The following is a 15,155-nucleotide window of genomic DNA, read 5'->3' on the forward strand; positions in this document are numbered from 1 at the left end:
GAGTACTAATCAATTCATCATGTCACTGCTGTCATTAGCGTTTAAAGACAAGAGCTTAGATATACCGTCCTCATATAAGATGAAGAAATGAACTACGCCTAACTTATTTATTGAAACATTGTTTCAATAAATAATTAAATTAAAGCTTAGTACAGGATTTTGAGACCGTGTAAATTTTTAGAACGCGACATGAGGGAATAACGTAGAAAAGGGTCTATTACATTAAATATGATATTAGTTAAGGTAATGATTTATATTGAAAATAGCAGGGTGTGTGCCCCTCAATTACGCATCAGCGCCGCTGGAAATTGAGGGACACAGCTTATCCTGTGTAGTGTTGTCACACCGGATCAAGGCTCTTACGTTGAAAATTGCTCGAGGGCTTGCAAAATTCGCTTATCAGAAATTGGATAAGGTGTGCCCAATTGCTGAGCAAATAGGCTGACACGTAACTCCTCAATCATCCAGCGTATCGCTTTGACGTCCTCATCCTGCTGACGTTTCGGCGGCAGCTTATTTAACCATTGTTGCCAGGCCTGTTGTACTTGTTCAACCCGTAACATCTGGGCTCGATCTCGGTGCGGGTCGACAGCCAACTTTTCTAAACGGCGTTCAATAGCTTGCAAATAACGTAAGGTATCCGGCAAACGACTCCAACCGTTATGTGTCACAAAACCGCGATAAATCAAACCACCTAGTTGGGCCTTGATATCTGAAAATGCTAGCGCAAGCGACATATCCAAACGCCCTTTCAGGCGTTTGTTGATGTTGAATACCATCGTCAATATCTGCTCGACCTGCTTCGCCACGTCAACGACTGTTTCATTCAGATCTGCACGAACTTTTTCCTGCAACCGTGCAAAATTATCCTCCTGCCAGACCAGGCCACCATGCTCTGCAATCAGCTTGTCGATACCGCAAGATATACAATCATCGATCAGATCCATAACTTTGCCATACGGATTGAAATACAGCCCAAGCTTGGCCTTGTTAGGTAACTTTTCATGCAAATATTTGATAGGTGATGGAATATTTAACAAAAGTAAACGGCGGGTACCCTGCCACATAGCCTGTTGTTGTTCCTGTTCACTATCAAACAGGCGGATAGCTACACTGTCTTTTTCATCCACCAATGCAGGATAGGCCTTAACCGAATAACTGCCACGCTTCTGCTCATAAAATGTCGGTAGTTGGCCAAAACTCCAGATATGGAGATTGCTTTGTTCCAAACCATCGTCGACAACCGCAGACAATGTCTCCTTCACCTTCTCCTTTAGCTGCAATTTCAGTGCAGCGAGATCTTTACCTTCACTCAAGGTTTTATGCTTATCACCCAATACGCGAAACGTCATTTTAAGGTGATCGGGCACCTGATCCCACTGCCAATCATCACGTGACACTGTCACTCCAGTCATGCGGCGTAGCTCACGTTCGAGCGAATCCAACAGTGGCATTTCCAAAGGTTTTGCACGGTCAATAAACGCTTCAGCATAGTTAGGTGCCGGAACGAAATTCCGGCGCACTGGCTTTGGCAAAGACTTAATCAGTGCAATCACCAAATCCCGACGAATACCGGGAATTTGCCATTCAAAACCCGCTTCTTCCACTTGATTCAGGATAGGCAACGGAATATGAACTGTGACACCATCAGCATCAGTTCCCGGTTCAAACTGATAGGTGAGCCGCAGTTTGAGATCGCCCTGGTGCCAGACGTTCGGGTAATCCAGCACACTGACCTTATTGGCCCCCTCCTTCATCAACATCGCTTTTTCGAAGTTAAGCAGTTCAGGTGTTTGCTTATGGGCCGTTTTCCACCAGTTGTCGAAATGGCGTCCAGAGACAATATCCGTCGGGATGCGCTGATCGTAAAAACTGAACAGTGTCTCGTCGTCCACCAGGATGTCGCGACGACGCGATTTATGTTCCAACTCTTCTACTTCAGCACGCAATTTCAGGTTGGCGGCAAAAAACGAATGACGCGTCTGCCAGTCACCTTCCACTAGTGCATGGCGGATAAACAATTCGCGGCAAAGCAAAGGATCGAGGGTGCTATAATTCACTGGGCGAGCCATGGCAATCGGCAAACCAAACAGCGTGACCTTTTCACTGGCCATCACCGCCCCTTGGGACTTAGACCAGTGAGGCTCGCTGTAATGGTACTTGACCAGATGATGAGCCATAGGTTCGATCCACTCAGGTTCGATACGCGCAGCTATGCGTCCCCAAAGACGGCTGGTTTCTACCAGTTCGGCAACCATCGCCCATTTAGGCGGCTTTTTGAATAACCCAGAGCCCGGAAAAAGAGAGAAACGTGCATTACGAGCACCGGTAAACTCTTGCTTATCAGCATCTTTCTGTCCAATGTGCGAAAGCAAACCACTCAGCAACGCCGTGTGAATACTACGATAGTCAGAAGGCACGCTGTTAATAGACAATCCTAATTCTTTAACAACCTGACGCAACTGAGTATAAATATCCTGCCATTCACGCACACGCAGATAGTTCAGAAAATCGTTGCGGCACAGGCGGCGAAACTGACTGGCGGAGTTATCCTTTTGTTGCTCTTTCAGGTAGTCCCACAGGTTAACAAACGCCATAAAGTCAGAATCTTTATCAGCAAAACGACGGTGTTTCTCATCGGATGCCTGCTGTTTATCCAATGGCCTTTCGCGCGGATCCTGGATCGACAATGCCGAGGTGATAATCATCATTTCACGCACGCTGCCACTTTTCTGTGCTTCCAGAACCATGCGCGCCAAACGCGGATCTATTGGCAACTGTGCCAGTTGACGACCCTGCGGCGTCAACTGGTAATGACCGTTCTCAGCGGTCTTGATAGCTCCGAGCTCTTCCAGTAACCGAACACCATCCTGAATATTACGACTATCAGGAGCTTCGACAAAAGGAAAAGCCGCAATATCACCTAATCCCAGAGAGGTCATCTGCAGAATGACTGAAGCTAGATTAGTGCGCAGAATTTCCGGATCGGTGAATTCGGGGCGTGAAAGGAAATCCTGTTCTGAGAATAGCCGGATACAAATACCTTCAGAAACACGACCACAACGACCTTTACGCTGGTTGGCGGAAGCCTGTGAAATCGGCTCAATCGGTAAACGCTGAACCTTGGTACGGAAGCTGTAACGACTGATCCGTGCCGTCCCCGGGTCGATAACATATTTAATACCCGGTACGGTTAGCGAGGTTTCTGCCACGTTAGTCGCAAGCACAATACGACGACCATGATGCGACTGAAACACACGGTTTTGTTCGCTATTGGACAAGCGAGCATACAGTGGCAACACTTCGGTATGTGGTAAATTGAGTTTGGTCAACGCATCCGCCGTATCACGAATTTCACGTTCACCACTCATAAAGATAAGGATATCGCCTGGCCCTTCACGCCCCAATTCATCAACAGCATCAAAAATCGCCTGTAGCTGGTCGCGTTCAGTGTCATCTGCATCATCGACTACCGGTCGATAACGGACTTCTACCGGATAGGTACGGCCAGAAACCTCAACAATTGGCGCATTGTTGAAATGATGGGAAAATCGCTGTGGATCAATGGTGGCGGAAGTAATGATCACTTTCAAATCCGGGCGCTTTGGCAGCAGTTGCCGCAGATAGCCCAGAATAAAATCAATATTCAGGCTACGCTCATGCGCTTCATCAATGATCAAGGTGTCATACTGCATCAACAACCGATCCTGCTGGATCTCTGCCAACAGAATACCGTCGGTCATCAGTTTAACCAGGGTATTCTCGCCTACCTGATCGTTAAAACGGACTTTATAACCCACGCTGCCACCCAGTGGGGTTTCCAGTTCATCGGCAATACGGTTGGCAACAGTCCGAGCGGCAAGGCGGCGTGGCTGTGTGTGGCCGATCACCCCTTTGACACCACGCCCCAGCTCCAGGCAGATTTTCGGTAACTGGGTGGTTTTTCCCGACCCCGTTTCACCTGCCACAATAACGACTTGATGATCGCGGATCGCTGCAAGAATATCCTGTTTCTTCTGGCTGACCGGCAGGTTTTCCGGGTAGATAATTTTCGGGCATGAGGCCACCCGCGACTGCACCTTCTGTAATGCCAGACGGATGTCACTTTCTATCTCTGCAGCAATCGCCTGCTGAGCGTCGGGTTTTTTGACTTTTTGAGCACCCTGCAACCGGCGTTGCAGACGCTGCTGATCACGGAGCATCAAGCCATCTAATTGTGATGACAATACCGCGAGCGGGGATTTCACGTTCGGTATTCCTTGTTTCTTCGCTGCTTTAGTCAGAGTAAACGCGCATAGCAACGGTTTTAAATTAGGTTTGTCATATTTTGACGAAGCGCAGCAGGATACCACAATGGGGTTTTTCCCCATAATCCATCCATTTAATCGTTCGTTTTCATTCAATAAAATCGAATGAAAATCTCGAAATATTCCACTATCCCTATATTAAAAATCTAAATAGAGTATGACTCATGCGGCGGGCGGCAGCCCTGAAGGTACTCTGTAATAATGAAAGGAATTAACAATGAGCAAAGTATTAGTACTTAAATCAAGCATTCTGGCAAATTACTCTCAATCTAACCAATTGGCGGATTTCCTCGTTGAACAGTGGTCCAAGGCTCACGGCAACGATACCATTACCGTTCGCGATCTGGCTGCACAACCAATCCCTGTGCTGGATGGTGAACTGGTTGGTGCTTTACGCCCTTCTGACGCGCCACTAACACCACGCCAGAAAGAAGCACTGGCTCTCTCCGACGAATTGATTGCCGAGTTGCAAGCCAACGACACCATCGTTATGGCCGCACCGATGTACAACTTCAACATTCCAACTCAACTAAAAAACTATTTTGATCTGATTGCCCGTGCAGGCGTCACTTTCCGCTATACCGAGAAAGGCCCAGAAGGTTTGGTAAAAGGTAAACGTGTCATCATTCTCACCAGCCGTGGCGGCATTCATAAAGGGACTGCTACCGACCTGGTTGAACCTTATCTGCGCCTGTTCCTTGGGTTTATCGGCATTACTGATGTCGAGTTTGTGTTTGCTGAAGGCATCGCTTATGGCCCAGAAGCCGCAACCAAAGCACAGGAAAGCGCCAAAGCTGTGCTACTTGACGTGGTCGCGGCTTAAGAAATATTGACTCTCTAGCTTCTGCAAAGCTTGCATAACCTATAATAATTAACGAGTATATTCCTGTTTGCGCGCCTATGGCGCGCTTTTTTGTTTCTTCAACCACTGACCGTTAATGCCTCGCACATACTCACCAACGGAAGCTCGCATCACGAGTTTTTGCCCTGCCACACGGGCGACTTCATCGGTAGCAATATGGTTACTTTCCGCTACTTCCTGATATTTTTCGGAACGTTCGGTATTGATTCGGTTAACTAATTCCTGAGTTTCTGCATCTGTCTTCACCGAGGCAATATAACCGCTCAACGTTTCGCCAACGCGTCCCTGCCGTTTCGCTTCATCCAACGTCAAGGCGTGAACTACGCCACCGACTCCCCAAAAGATAACAAGCAACCAGCGATAATGTTTTTTCATCTTGGCTCCTAGAAAAGATCGCTGCGATCTTTCAGCAGATTCTCAACGTCCTTATCAACTTTAATGCGGATTTCGTGTTCAATTTTAACATTCATGTTGATAGTAATGGGATCTTTGGGCGCTGCCACCTCAATACGCGGTACGCAACCACTTAGTAAAGAAGTAACGAGTATGGTTGCCAGCAATGGCCTCAATGCACTTTTCATTGTTGTTCCCCAGATTTAGAGAGGGTCTGCTCCAGCCACTCTTGTAAATTGTCACCAAAACGCAGACTGCGCCAAAGCTGAAACACATTTTCCTGATGAATATAGTTAAGGATAACCTCACGTTTGGTATTTTTCTGCGGATTTACACCCTTAATACGTGCTTTTAACGTTAGCTCACCCAAATTATTGAGACTAACACTCGCCTTCGAGTGATGAATTTCCATATAACGCAACCAATCAATGGCTACGCCACTCGCCAAGTTATTGCGACCAATTGCATCGGCCATATCTTTATCCAGCCGCAGAGTCAGTAAGCTGGCATTAGCGACCCAGCCATCTCGAACCAACCATTCAGGATGATTCAGGTAGAGTGGAAGCTCTCCATCGACACGGCCCGACATAGCAAATTGCTTCGGACTTAACACGGTAAACAACACGCTCAGGTCAATTTTTGCCAGCTTGAGTACTGCAGCATCGTGCTGTGGCAAGCGCAATGCCGACAGGCTGATATGGCCATTCAGTGTATCCATGCCAACATGACTTAGCGTAAGCGGGTGCATTTCGTTAAATGGATAAGCTCCCTGCAGATCGGCACTAATGTTTTGTATATCAAACAAATTACTGAATGACTTGATGCGCAACATCACCGGCTTTTTAGACCCAAGCTCCCATCGGTGGTTTTTCAATCGATAGGGCAACACAAAGTCTACCCCGCTCATTTCACCGTCTCTCAACCACATGCCGCCATTGTGCACGACCCAGTGACCGCCGGCTTCAAATCCCTGCCCACGAGCAGCAGAAAACGCTGACTGCGCGTAAAACACCCCATCGCGTAATTTAATATCAAACTCTGGCGAAATCAGCGGTTGAAATACGATCAGTGATTGCTTCGGCCACCAGCCTTCCCCTCGTAACCTCTGTCCATCCCAGCGGCCATGTAAAGTAATTGGCCCTATTTTTTCGGCTTGCAGTGTACTTCGCCATTGGAAACTGTTCGGATTTTGACCATCCAGTTGCAAATCCAGTACCGAAGACGGCAAGTACCCACCATCACCGAAATGGACTTTGTTAGCCACCAGCTGTACGCGGCCTGTAAGTTGCGCAGCCTTAGCATTACGCTGCCATACGATTGGCTGGCTAAGCGTAATACGCGGAGCCAACACTTTGACTAAACCATATCTAAGCTGATCAAAACCGGTCGAAAGGCGTTCCAGCCTAATCGTTGAATCCTGCCACAAACCATTGCCAGAAATATCCCAACGGGCTTGCAGCGGGGAGAGTTTACCTTGCCCCCAATAGCGCCACTGCCAACGGCCCCGATCTGGCCAAAATGTTTGTGCCTGCCCATCCAGATGTAATTTGAGCCGCCCCCAGTAGCTGTCGCTGACGCGAATAATTGCTTGTAAACGTCCACTGATCCCCTCGGCGGACATTTTTATCCCAGCGAGAGGTAAGCGCGCTTCTTCTAATTTCATTTCCGTTGCCAACGGTCCCCAAGCTCGCAGTAAAGAACCTGGTTGTAACACCAAGGTAGGATCAAGTAGAGAGCCAGTAACTTTTCCTGGTATTGAAGCAGTGAGCGATAAATTTGCCAAATTAGCCTGACCGGTAAACTGAAAATTGAGATTGCTATTGGTCAGGCTTACTGTTCCAGGCCCTAACGTCAATACAGCATTGCCTTTACCACTATTGCCAGAGGTAATCACATTCAGGCGTGCGCTAATCTCGCTTTCAGCAAACCCCTCTTTCCAGTCACGCAACGCAAGATTTACGCCTCCGCTGAGCGGTTGAACACCATAAGGCCAATGCCATTCACCTTTCTCGATAAGAAGTTGCTGATGCGCAACTTTCCACGGTAATCTCGCCAAGGGTTGGTCACTCCCCTTCTCTTTTAAGACCAGCGTCCCCTGCCGTTGTTGCCAGTGAAAATCCAGTAACAGCGGCTTATGCAAATAGGTGGTTTGCACTTCCCCCTGTAACACGCCCTGAGTTGGCAACTGCGTAAAATCAAACGGTATTGTCGTTTTACCCGTCAGATTTATCGGTGTACCGCCGTTAGGTGGTGTAATACTGAGACGAGAAAGCGTCAACTGCTGATGCATATCCAGTTTTGCCGCAGCGCTAAGGTTTTGCCCCTGGTAATTCAGCTGCAGACCCAAAATCGAAGACAATACCTGCACTTTTCCAGCATAAAACTGCCAGGGAGTAATAATGAGTTGATCTACTGTCAGATCAAACAGTGGAAGTTGGCTTTGCAGCCGAACAAGTGAAAATGGGGTTTGGCTCTCTTTGGCCGATAATTTTGAAAAACAGTCAGTATCTACTTTGGCACGTTCGCTATTGAGCCGCCAGACACTACGCTGATAAGACAAACTTAAACCGTTCACGCTAGCGATCACACACTTTTGCGCACTGAAGCTGACAGCGTCAATACGCAATGCCCCATGTTGCCAACGCAATGGCCCTTGTAAAACAACGTGGCTACCTTCAGGAAGCCACGGAGCTATTAATCGTGGCAACCATTTGGGTAAAGTTTGCCAAAGCATGATAAACAGAAGGGCAATACAGGCTATAAGCCCTAAGGATATTTTTGATCTCTTTGTCATTACGCGTTGGCTTTATTCCTGATAAACATCGATGAGACACAAGGCAATTACTGTAAAATCATAACCTAATGATGGCACGGAACCGCCAGCAGGTGAAGGTTCTGCATGACCATTATCAAGTTACTCGTTTTTGTTAGTTATACTAAATATTATGAAAATACAGATGCGCTGTTTCTTAGCATGCAGCGGTACGCAGCGTTAGCTAATCCATTGTTGTATTTGGACAAAATATGTTAGCTTGAACACATAATTCCAGGGGAGAAATCACGATGAAAATGGCGATTTACAGTACCAAACAGTATGACCGCAAGTATCTTGAAGTGGTAAATCAGCAATTTGGTTACGAACTGGAGTTCTTCGATTTTCTTCTCAGCAAGAAAACCGCCAAGACCGCGATAGGCTGTAAAGCAATTTGTATCTTTGTGAATGACGACGGTAGCCGAGAAGTGCTGAAGGAACTTGCAGCGATTGGAGTCGAGATCCTCGCGCTGCGCTGCGCTGGGTTTAATAACGTCGATCTGGATGCTGCCAACGAATTAGGTATCAAGGTAGTTCGTGTCCCCGCTTATTCCCCAGAAGCTGTCGCCGAACATGCCATAGGTATGATGATGTGCCTTAACCGCCGTATTCATAGAGCTTATCAACGCACACGTGATGCTAACTTTTCGCTGGAGGGGTTGATCGGATTCAATATGCATAACCGGACCGCTGGGGTTATAGGTACTGGCAAGATTGGCGTGGCTGCAATGCGCATCTTAAAAGGATTTGGCATGAAACTGTTGGCTTACGATCCCTACCCAAGTGAACAAGCACTTGAACTGGGTGCCGAATATGTCGACCTAGCAACGCTGTACGCCCAATCTGATGTGATTACCTTGCACTGCCCTTTAACCCCCGAAAACCATCACCTGTTAAATGCAGGCGCTTTTGCAATGATGAAAAACGGAGTGATGGTGATAAATACCAGCCGAGGTGGTTTGATCGACTCGTCTGCCGCTATCGACGCGTTGAAAATGCAGAAAATCGGCGCACTGGGAATGGACGTCTATGAAAACGAGCGCGATTTGTTCTTTGAAGACAAATCCAATGACGTTATTCAGGATGATGTTTTCCGCCGGCTTTCAGCCTGCCATAACGTGCTGTTTACCGGCCATCAAGCATTCCTGACAGAAGAAGCGCTGACCAGTATTTCGCAAACCACGCTAAAGAATATCGACCAGCTTTCTCGCGGAGAGTCTTGCCAGAATCAGCTATAACATCTGGTTTTTTCAGTAAGCTGTTGCATTGCAAACGCCATTTTGAAACTCACCAATGTATCCTGAAAGACGGTATGTTATAAAACGCCCATAACCGGGCTGAATCATAGCCCGGTTAGAAAGTTCATCGCACGTTGGCGCAGGTTCCACCGGCCAGCGAGATCTCCTCACACTGCTTACCATTCGGCATCTGGCACATTCTGATCGCATCACCGTTTAGTGTATGAGCAATGGCCGTTACGCCCCCAACGCTGGCACACTCTGCACTGGTCGGTATTACACCAATATTGGCGCTCGTTGCAATTTGTAGTGGTTCTTCATTGTTATGACTGCTGCAGGCAGCCAAAACCATTACTGTGGCAGTAAGTAGCCATTTTGCCGTAATCATTATCCTCCTCCCTACTCCCCAAATCACACAGTGTAACATTTACCATAACAGGCAGCTTACACGTGACAGCTAAAAACCTGTTTAATCTAGCCTGTTAGGTTAATAATGCAAATACGAACAAACATTATTTTGCCGATTTTTTGACCTAAAAAGATTGGGTAACCAAAATTCTCAGGTTGCCGTATTACTACAGGATTTCTCTTATGATTACAGATTTGCTCCTTCGTATCGCCCTGGCGGGCGCACTCGGTGGTTTGATCGGCCTTGAACGACAATTACGTGCTAAAGAAGCGGGGTTGCGCACCCACATTTTAGTGGGTATCGGCAGTGCGATGTTTATGATTGTCTCCAAATATGGTTTTGACGATTTACTCAAGTTGTCACACGTTGAGTTAGATCCGAGCCGTGTAGCAGCACAAGTCGTCAGTGGCATGGGTTTTCTCGGTGCAGGTACCATCATTATTCAGAAACAGATTGTCAAAGGACTCACCACAGCCGCAGGGCTTTGGGTTACAGCCGCAATTGGATTGGTTATCGGGAGTGGTTTATATGAAATCGGCCTTTACGGCACAATAATGACATTAGTGGTACTGGAGGTCTTTCGTCAGTTAAGTAATCGGCTACTCGGGCATCACCACTTCGTGTTACTTCGACTGACATCACAAAGCGTACCAGCCGTACTGTTGGAATTGCAGAAAATGCGCATCCGCCCTGCCAGTCTGTCCGTCACCCAGCAAGAAGGTAAACCTGAAAATTGTGAATTGTCACTGGATGTGACACTTTCATCACGGCGAAAAATTACCGATATTTACCAAAAAATCATAGCAGTACCTGGCGTACATTCGCTGGATATTAGCTGAGGGAGTGAAAAGATAACCGATGCACCATTTTGCAACGTGCATCGGATTTGTAGGGTAGTTTTTACCGCGATAAAAAATCCAATTAGTGTACAGAGGATTTTGACAGCAAATTAATTACCAGCACTCCTGCAATGATTAACCCCATGCCAAATATGGCAGGAAGATCCAGCTTTTGCTGATAGATAAACACTGCAGCAATAGAAACCAGAACGATCCCCATACCAGACCAAATGGCATAGACAATACCCAACGGCATTGTTTTAACCACCATTGACAACCCCCAAAATGAGATAGCGTAACCCACAACAACCAGTAGCGAAGGCCATAAGCGCGTAAAACCTTCCGATGCTTTTAGCATAGAAGTGGCGATCACTTCAGCGACGATCGCCATTGTTAAATACATAAACCCATTCATCAGTTTGTTTTTCCATGGTTATGACGTTTTTTCAGTATGAAACACAGGCATTAAATTATCGTTAAATCTCGGCAATACTTCTGCTTTACTCAATCAATAATAATTATTATCCAGCGAAATATCACGTTACATCAGATTATTGTGTTCCACACAAATGCGATAAAGCGAGAATATATGCCTCTGTTAAACTTCAGCAATCAATATGAGAGGCGAGCTTTGTGAGCACAGAAAGGTACTTTAAATGATTACTACAGATGGTAATAATGCTGTCGCATCAGTAGCCTACCGCACTAGTGAAGTGATTGCCATTTATCCTATTACCCCCAGCTCCACCATAGCAGAACAGGCCGATGCTTGGAGTAGCAACGGCAAAAAAAATATTTGGGGAGACGTGCCTCGCGTGGTGGAAATGCAGTCTGAGGGCGGCGCTATCGCTACTGTTCACGGTGCATTACAAACCGGCGCACTGTCGACCAGTTTCACCTCTTCTCAGGGATTGTTATTGATGATCCCGACGCTGTTTAAATTGGCCGGGGAACTTACGCCTTTTGTACTGCACGTTGCAGCTCGAACCGTTGCAACCCATGCCTTATCAATTTTTGGCGACCATTCCGACGTGATGGCCGTGCGGCAAACAGGCTGCGCGATGCTGTGCGCCAGCAGTGTGCAAGAAGCGCAAGATTTCGCATTGATCGCCCAAGCCGCCACGCTAAACAGCCGCCTGCCTTTTATTCATTTCTTTGATGGTTTTCGTACTTCGCATGAAATCAATAAGATCGCCCCACTCAGTGACGAAACGCTGCAACAAATGCTGCCGCAGAGTGCTATTGATGCACATCGCAGCCGCGCGTTGTCACCCGATCATCCCGTAGTACGGGGAACCTCTGCTAATCCTGATACCTACTTCCAAGCGCGTGAGGCAACGAATCCGTGGTACGACAACACCTACCAGCACGTTAGTGAAGCAATGGAAAAATTCGGCCATCTCACTGGCCGAACTTATCGACCGTTCGAATATTACGGTCACCCACAGGCCGAACGTGTAGTGATCCTGATGGGTTCAGCTGTTGGCACCTGTGAAGAGGTGATCGACCATCTTCTGACGCGTGGTGAAAAAGTTGGCATAGTCAAAGTACGTCTATTCCGCCCTTTCTCGGCCAAACATCTGATCGCCGTACTGCCGCAAAGCGTAAAAAGAATTGCCGTATTGGACCGTACCAAAGAGCCTGGTGCATTGGCTGAACCGCTGTATCTGGATGTGATGACCGCGCTGGCAGAGACCTTCAGTAGGGGTGAGCGCTCTACGCTGCCACTCGTGATTGGTGGACGTTATGGGCTTTCATCTAAAGAGTTTGGCCCGGATTGCGCACTGGCGGTTTTCCATGAGATGACTCTCGACAAACCGCGTCCGCGTTTCACCGTAGGTATTTTTGACGACATTACTGGCCTATCCTTACCGCTTGGTACAGAAGCCCTGCCACAGCGTGCTTCGCTAGAGGCGCTATTTTATGGTTTGGGTAGCGATGGGTCAGTTTCTGCAACCAAAAATAATATCAAGATTATTGGCAACAGTACGCCAATGTTTGCCCAGGGGTATTTTGTCTACGACTCGAAAAAAGCCGGGGGCCTGACGGTTTCCCACTTGCGTGTTAGCGATACCCGGATCAACTCAGCGTACCTGATCAACCACGCAGACTTTGTGGGCTGCCATCAGTGGCAGTTTATTGACAAATATCAGATGGTGGAGCGGTTGAAGCCTGGTGGGATTTTCTTGCTGAATACCCCTTATAGCGCTGAAGAAATATGGTCTCGCTTACCACAAGAAGTGCAGGCGATACTTCATCAGCGCCAGGCTAAATTCTTTATCATCAACGCGGCCAAGCTGGCGCGTGAATGCCAACTCGGTGCGCGTATCAACACCGTGATGCAAATGGCGTTCTTCCATCTGACACAGATCCTACCCGGTGATACCGCCCTGCAGCAGCTTGAGGATGCTATCGCACTCAGTTACAGCAATAAAGGTCAGGAAGTTGTTGAACGTAACTGTCAAGCCTTGGGGGCTACGCTGAGTGCCTTGACGGAAATCCCGCTGCAACCGGTCAATAATCTCAGCCCAATGCGGCCGCCGGTAGTGTCTGACGCTGCACCAGACTTTGTCAAAACCGTCACCGCCGCAATGTTGGCCGGATTGGGTGACGCATTGCCGGTTTCAGCCTTCCCGCCGGATGGCACCTGGCCGGTAGGCACCACTCAGTGGGAAAAACGCAATATTGCTGAAACGATCCCCATCTGGCAGCCGGATTTATGTACCCAATGCAACCACTGTGTTGCAGCCTGTCCGCACTCCGCCATACGAGCCAAGGTGGTTCCGCCTGCGGCTATGGAACAGGCTCCCATCACGTTAAACTCCTTGGACGTAAAAGCGCGTGATATGCGGGGCCAGAAATATGTCCTGCAAGTGGCCCCTGAAGATTGCACAGGCTGCAACCTGTGTGTAGAAGTTTGCCCAGCGAAAGATCGCCAGAACCCAGAAATCAAGGCGATCAATATGGCTTCTCGCCTCCAACATCTGGAAGAGGAAAAAGCACATTACGATTTCTTTCTACAACTGCCGGAAATCGACCCTGCACAGATTGAACGTATCGATATCCGCACCTCACAGCTCATCTCACCGCTGTTTGAGTACTCTGGCGCCTGCTCGGGTTGCGGAGAAACACCATACATAAAGCTACTCACCCAACTTTATGGCGACCGCCTGCTGATTGCCAACGCCACTGGTTGCTCTTCAATCTACGGCGGCAATCTGCCGACCACGCCTTACACCACTAATGCCGATGGCCGTGGCCCAGCATGGGCAAACTCGCTGTTTGAGGATAATGCCGAATTTGGTCTGGGTTTCCGCCTGACGGTAGACCAGCACCGCAACCGTGTACTGCGCCTGCTTGATACGTTAGCACCGCAATTACCCGACCGCCTGGTTGCTTCACTCCGGGCTGAAGAGGTGGCTGCTGTTCCGCGCCGCGAACAGATTGCCGAACTTCGACAGCTTTTGGCGACTATCGAAGGTAACGATGCCCGTCAACTGGCTACAGATGCCGACTATTTGGTGGATAAATCCATCTGGTTGATCGGAGGAGATGGATGGGCTTATGACATCGGTTTTGGTGGATTAGATCATGTACTAAGCCTGACGGAGAACGTCAATGTTCTGGTGCTGGACACCCAATGTTATTCCAATACCGGCGGGCAACAGTCAAAAGCGACGCCACTCGGCGCAGTGACCAAGTTTGGTGAACATGGTAAACGTAAGGCGCGCAAAGATCTGGGTGTCAGCATGATGATGTATGGCCATGTTTATGTCGCACAGATCTCTCTTGGCGCACAGCTTAACCAAACGGTGAAAGCAATTCAGGAGGCAGAATCCTACCCCGGCCCTTCGCTGATCATCGCCTATAGCCCTTGTGAAGAGCACGGCTACGATCTGGCATTCAGCCATGACCAAATGAAGCAATTAACCGCAACAGGTTTCTGGCCGTTGTACCGCTTCGATCCTCGCCGTACGCTAGAAGGTAAACCCGCATTGGCGTTAGATTCACGGCCACCAAACAGCGAACTGGTAGCAACCCTGAATAAAGAGCAGCGTTTTCGCCGCCTGAATACGCAACAGCCTGAAGTCGCCGCTGCGCTATACAAAGCGGCAGAACAGGAATTAAAGGAAAAGTACGATTTCCTCAGCTTGCTGGCAGGTAAAGCAGAAAAGAACGTATCAGAGTAACACTTCAGGGCGCGACAGGTTCGCGCCCTTTTTATGACAGGGGTTTGTGACCCAACGTGAGTGTGGCTACTGTCAGCACCGCCATTTTTACCCTGGATCGATGCT

Annotated in this window: 10 protein-coding genes; 4 read left to right on the top strand and 6 right to left on the bottom strand. The window is 48.2% G+C overall.

The annotated features are described in order from the left end of the window. Positions 1 to 359: 359 nt before the first annotated feature. Complete coding sequence (gene hrpA / locus OK023_RS08540) at positions 360 to 4,247, bottom strand: ATP-dependent RNA helicase HrpA (protein ID WP_317696919.1); 3,888 nt, start codon at positions 4,245 to 4,247, stop codon at positions 360 to 362. Between the two features lie 277 nt (positions 4,248 to 4,524). Here hrpA and OK023_RS08545 point away from each other — a divergent pair, with 277 nt between their 5' ends. Then, positions 4,525 to 5,130: an FMN-dependent NADH-azoreductase gene (locus OK023_RS08545; RefSeq protein ID WP_317696921.1), complete on the top strand. Its 606-nt coding sequence runs from the start codon at positions 4,525 to 4,527 to the stop codon at positions 5,128 to 5,130. Between the two features lie 75 nt (positions 5,131 to 5,205). Here OK023_RS08545 and OK023_RS08550 read toward each other — a convergent pair whose 3' ends face one another. The 3 genes from OK023_RS08550 to OK023_RS08560 are packed head-to-tail and all read right to left on the bottom strand — an operon-like array spanning position 5,206 to position 8,356. Further along, positions 5,206 to 5,544: a YdbL family protein gene (locus tag OK023_RS08550; RefSeq protein WP_317696924.1), complete on the bottom strand. Its 339-nt coding sequence runs from the start codon at positions 5,542 to 5,544 to the stop codon at positions 5,206 to 5,208. A gap of 8 nt (positions 5,545 to 5,552) precedes the next feature. Continuing rightward, positions 5,553 to 5,750, bottom strand: coding sequence for a YnbE family lipoprotein (locus tag OK023_RS08555; protein WP_411569398.1), 198 nt, complete (start codon positions 5,748 to 5,750; stop codon positions 5,553 to 5,555). Beyond that, positions 5,747 to 8,356 carry a YdbH family protein gene (locus OK023_RS08560; RefSeq protein WP_317696926.1) on the bottom strand — a complete coding sequence of 870 codons (2,610 nt, stop codon included), beginning with the start codon at positions 8,354 to 8,356 and terminating at the stop codon, positions 5,747 to 5,749. The genes OK023_RS08555 and OK023_RS08560 overlap by 4 nt, the downstream gene beginning before the upstream one ends. A gap of 269 nt (positions 8,357 to 8,625) precedes the next feature. On the opposite strand from OK023_RS08560, the gene OK023_RS08565 reads away from it, so the two are divergent. Beyond that, entirely contained in the window at positions 8,626 to 9,612 is a 987-nt protein-coding gene (locus OK023_RS08565; RefSeq protein ID WP_317696929.1) for a 2-hydroxyacid dehydrogenase, read from the top strand. A gap of 124 nt (positions 9,613 to 9,736) precedes the next feature. On the opposite strand, the gene OK023_RS08570 is transcribed toward OK023_RS08565, so the two are convergent. Continuing rightward, positions 9,737 to 10,000, bottom strand: a complete 264-nt coding sequence (locus OK023_RS08570; protein ID WP_317696931.1) for a DUF333 domain-containing protein — start codon at positions 9,998 to 10,000, stop codon at positions 9,737 to 9,739. Between the two features lie 203 nt (positions 10,001 to 10,203). Here OK023_RS08570 and OK023_RS08575 point away from each other — a divergent pair, with 203 nt between their 5' ends. Continuing rightward, complete coding sequence (locus tag OK023_RS08575; RefSeq protein ID WP_317696934.1) at positions 10,204 to 10,860, top strand: MgtC/SapB family protein; 657 nt, start codon at positions 10,204 to 10,206, stop codon at positions 10,858 to 10,860. An 82-nt stretch (positions 10,861 to 10,942) separates the two neighbouring features. Here OK023_RS08575 and OK023_RS08580 read toward each other — a convergent pair whose 3' ends face one another. Beyond that, positions 10,943 to 11,275, bottom strand: coding sequence for an SMR family transporter (locus OK023_RS08580; protein WP_317696936.1), 333 nt, complete (start codon positions 11,273 to 11,275; stop codon positions 10,943 to 10,945). Positions 11,276 to 11,516: 241 nt separating this feature from the next. On the opposite strand from OK023_RS08580, the gene nifJ reads away from it, so the two are divergent. Beyond that, positions 11,517 to 15,050 carry a pyruvate:ferredoxin (flavodoxin) oxidoreductase gene (nifJ, locus tag OK023_RS08585; RefSeq protein WP_317696938.1) on the top strand — a complete coding sequence of 1,178 codons (3,534 nt, stop codon included), beginning with the start codon at positions 11,517 to 11,519 and terminating at the stop codon, positions 15,048 to 15,050. Positions 15,051 to 15,155 lie beyond the last annotated feature (105 nt).

This window comes from Serratia sp. UGAL515B_01 (assembly GCF_033095805.1).
Taxonomy (GTDB): domain Bacteria; phylum Pseudomonadota; class Gammaproteobacteria; order Enterobacterales; family Enterobacteriaceae; genus Chania.

Excerpts from the sequence above, each read along its gene's own strand:
- OK023_RS08545 (WP_317696921.1), top strand. The coding sequence starts at position 4,525 with ATGAGCAAAGTATTAGTACTTAAATCAAGCATTCTGGCAAATTACTCT.
- OK023_RS08550 (WP_317696924.1), bottom strand. The coding sequence starts at position 5,544 with ATGAAAAAACATTATCGCTGGTTGCTTGTTATCTTTTGGGGAGTCGGT.
- OK023_RS08555 (WP_411569398.1), bottom strand. The coding sequence starts at position 5,750 with ATGAAAAGTGCATTGAGGCCATTGCTGGCAACCATACTCGTTACTTCT.
- OK023_RS08560 (WP_317696926.1), bottom strand. The coding sequence starts at position 8,356 with ATGACAAAGAGATCAAAAATATCCTTAGGGCTTATAGCCTGTATTGCC.
- OK023_RS08565 (WP_317696929.1), top strand. The coding sequence starts at position 8,626 with ATGAAAATGGCGATTTACAGTACCAAACAGTATGACCGCAAGTATCTT.
- OK023_RS08570 (WP_317696931.1), bottom strand. The coding sequence starts at position 10,000 with ATGATTACGGCAAAATGGCTACTTACTGCCACAGTAATGGTTTTGGCT.
- OK023_RS08575 (WP_317696934.1), top strand. The coding sequence starts at position 10,204 with ATGATTACAGATTTGCTCCTTCGTATCGCCCTGGCGGGCGCACTCGGT.
- OK023_RS08580 (WP_317696936.1), bottom strand. The coding sequence starts at position 11,275 with ATGAATGGGTTTATGTATTTAACAATGGCGATCGTCGCTGAAGTGATC.
- nifJ (WP_317696938.1), top strand. The coding sequence starts at position 11,517 with ATGATTACTACAGATGGTAATAATGCTGTCGCATCAGTAGCCTACCGC.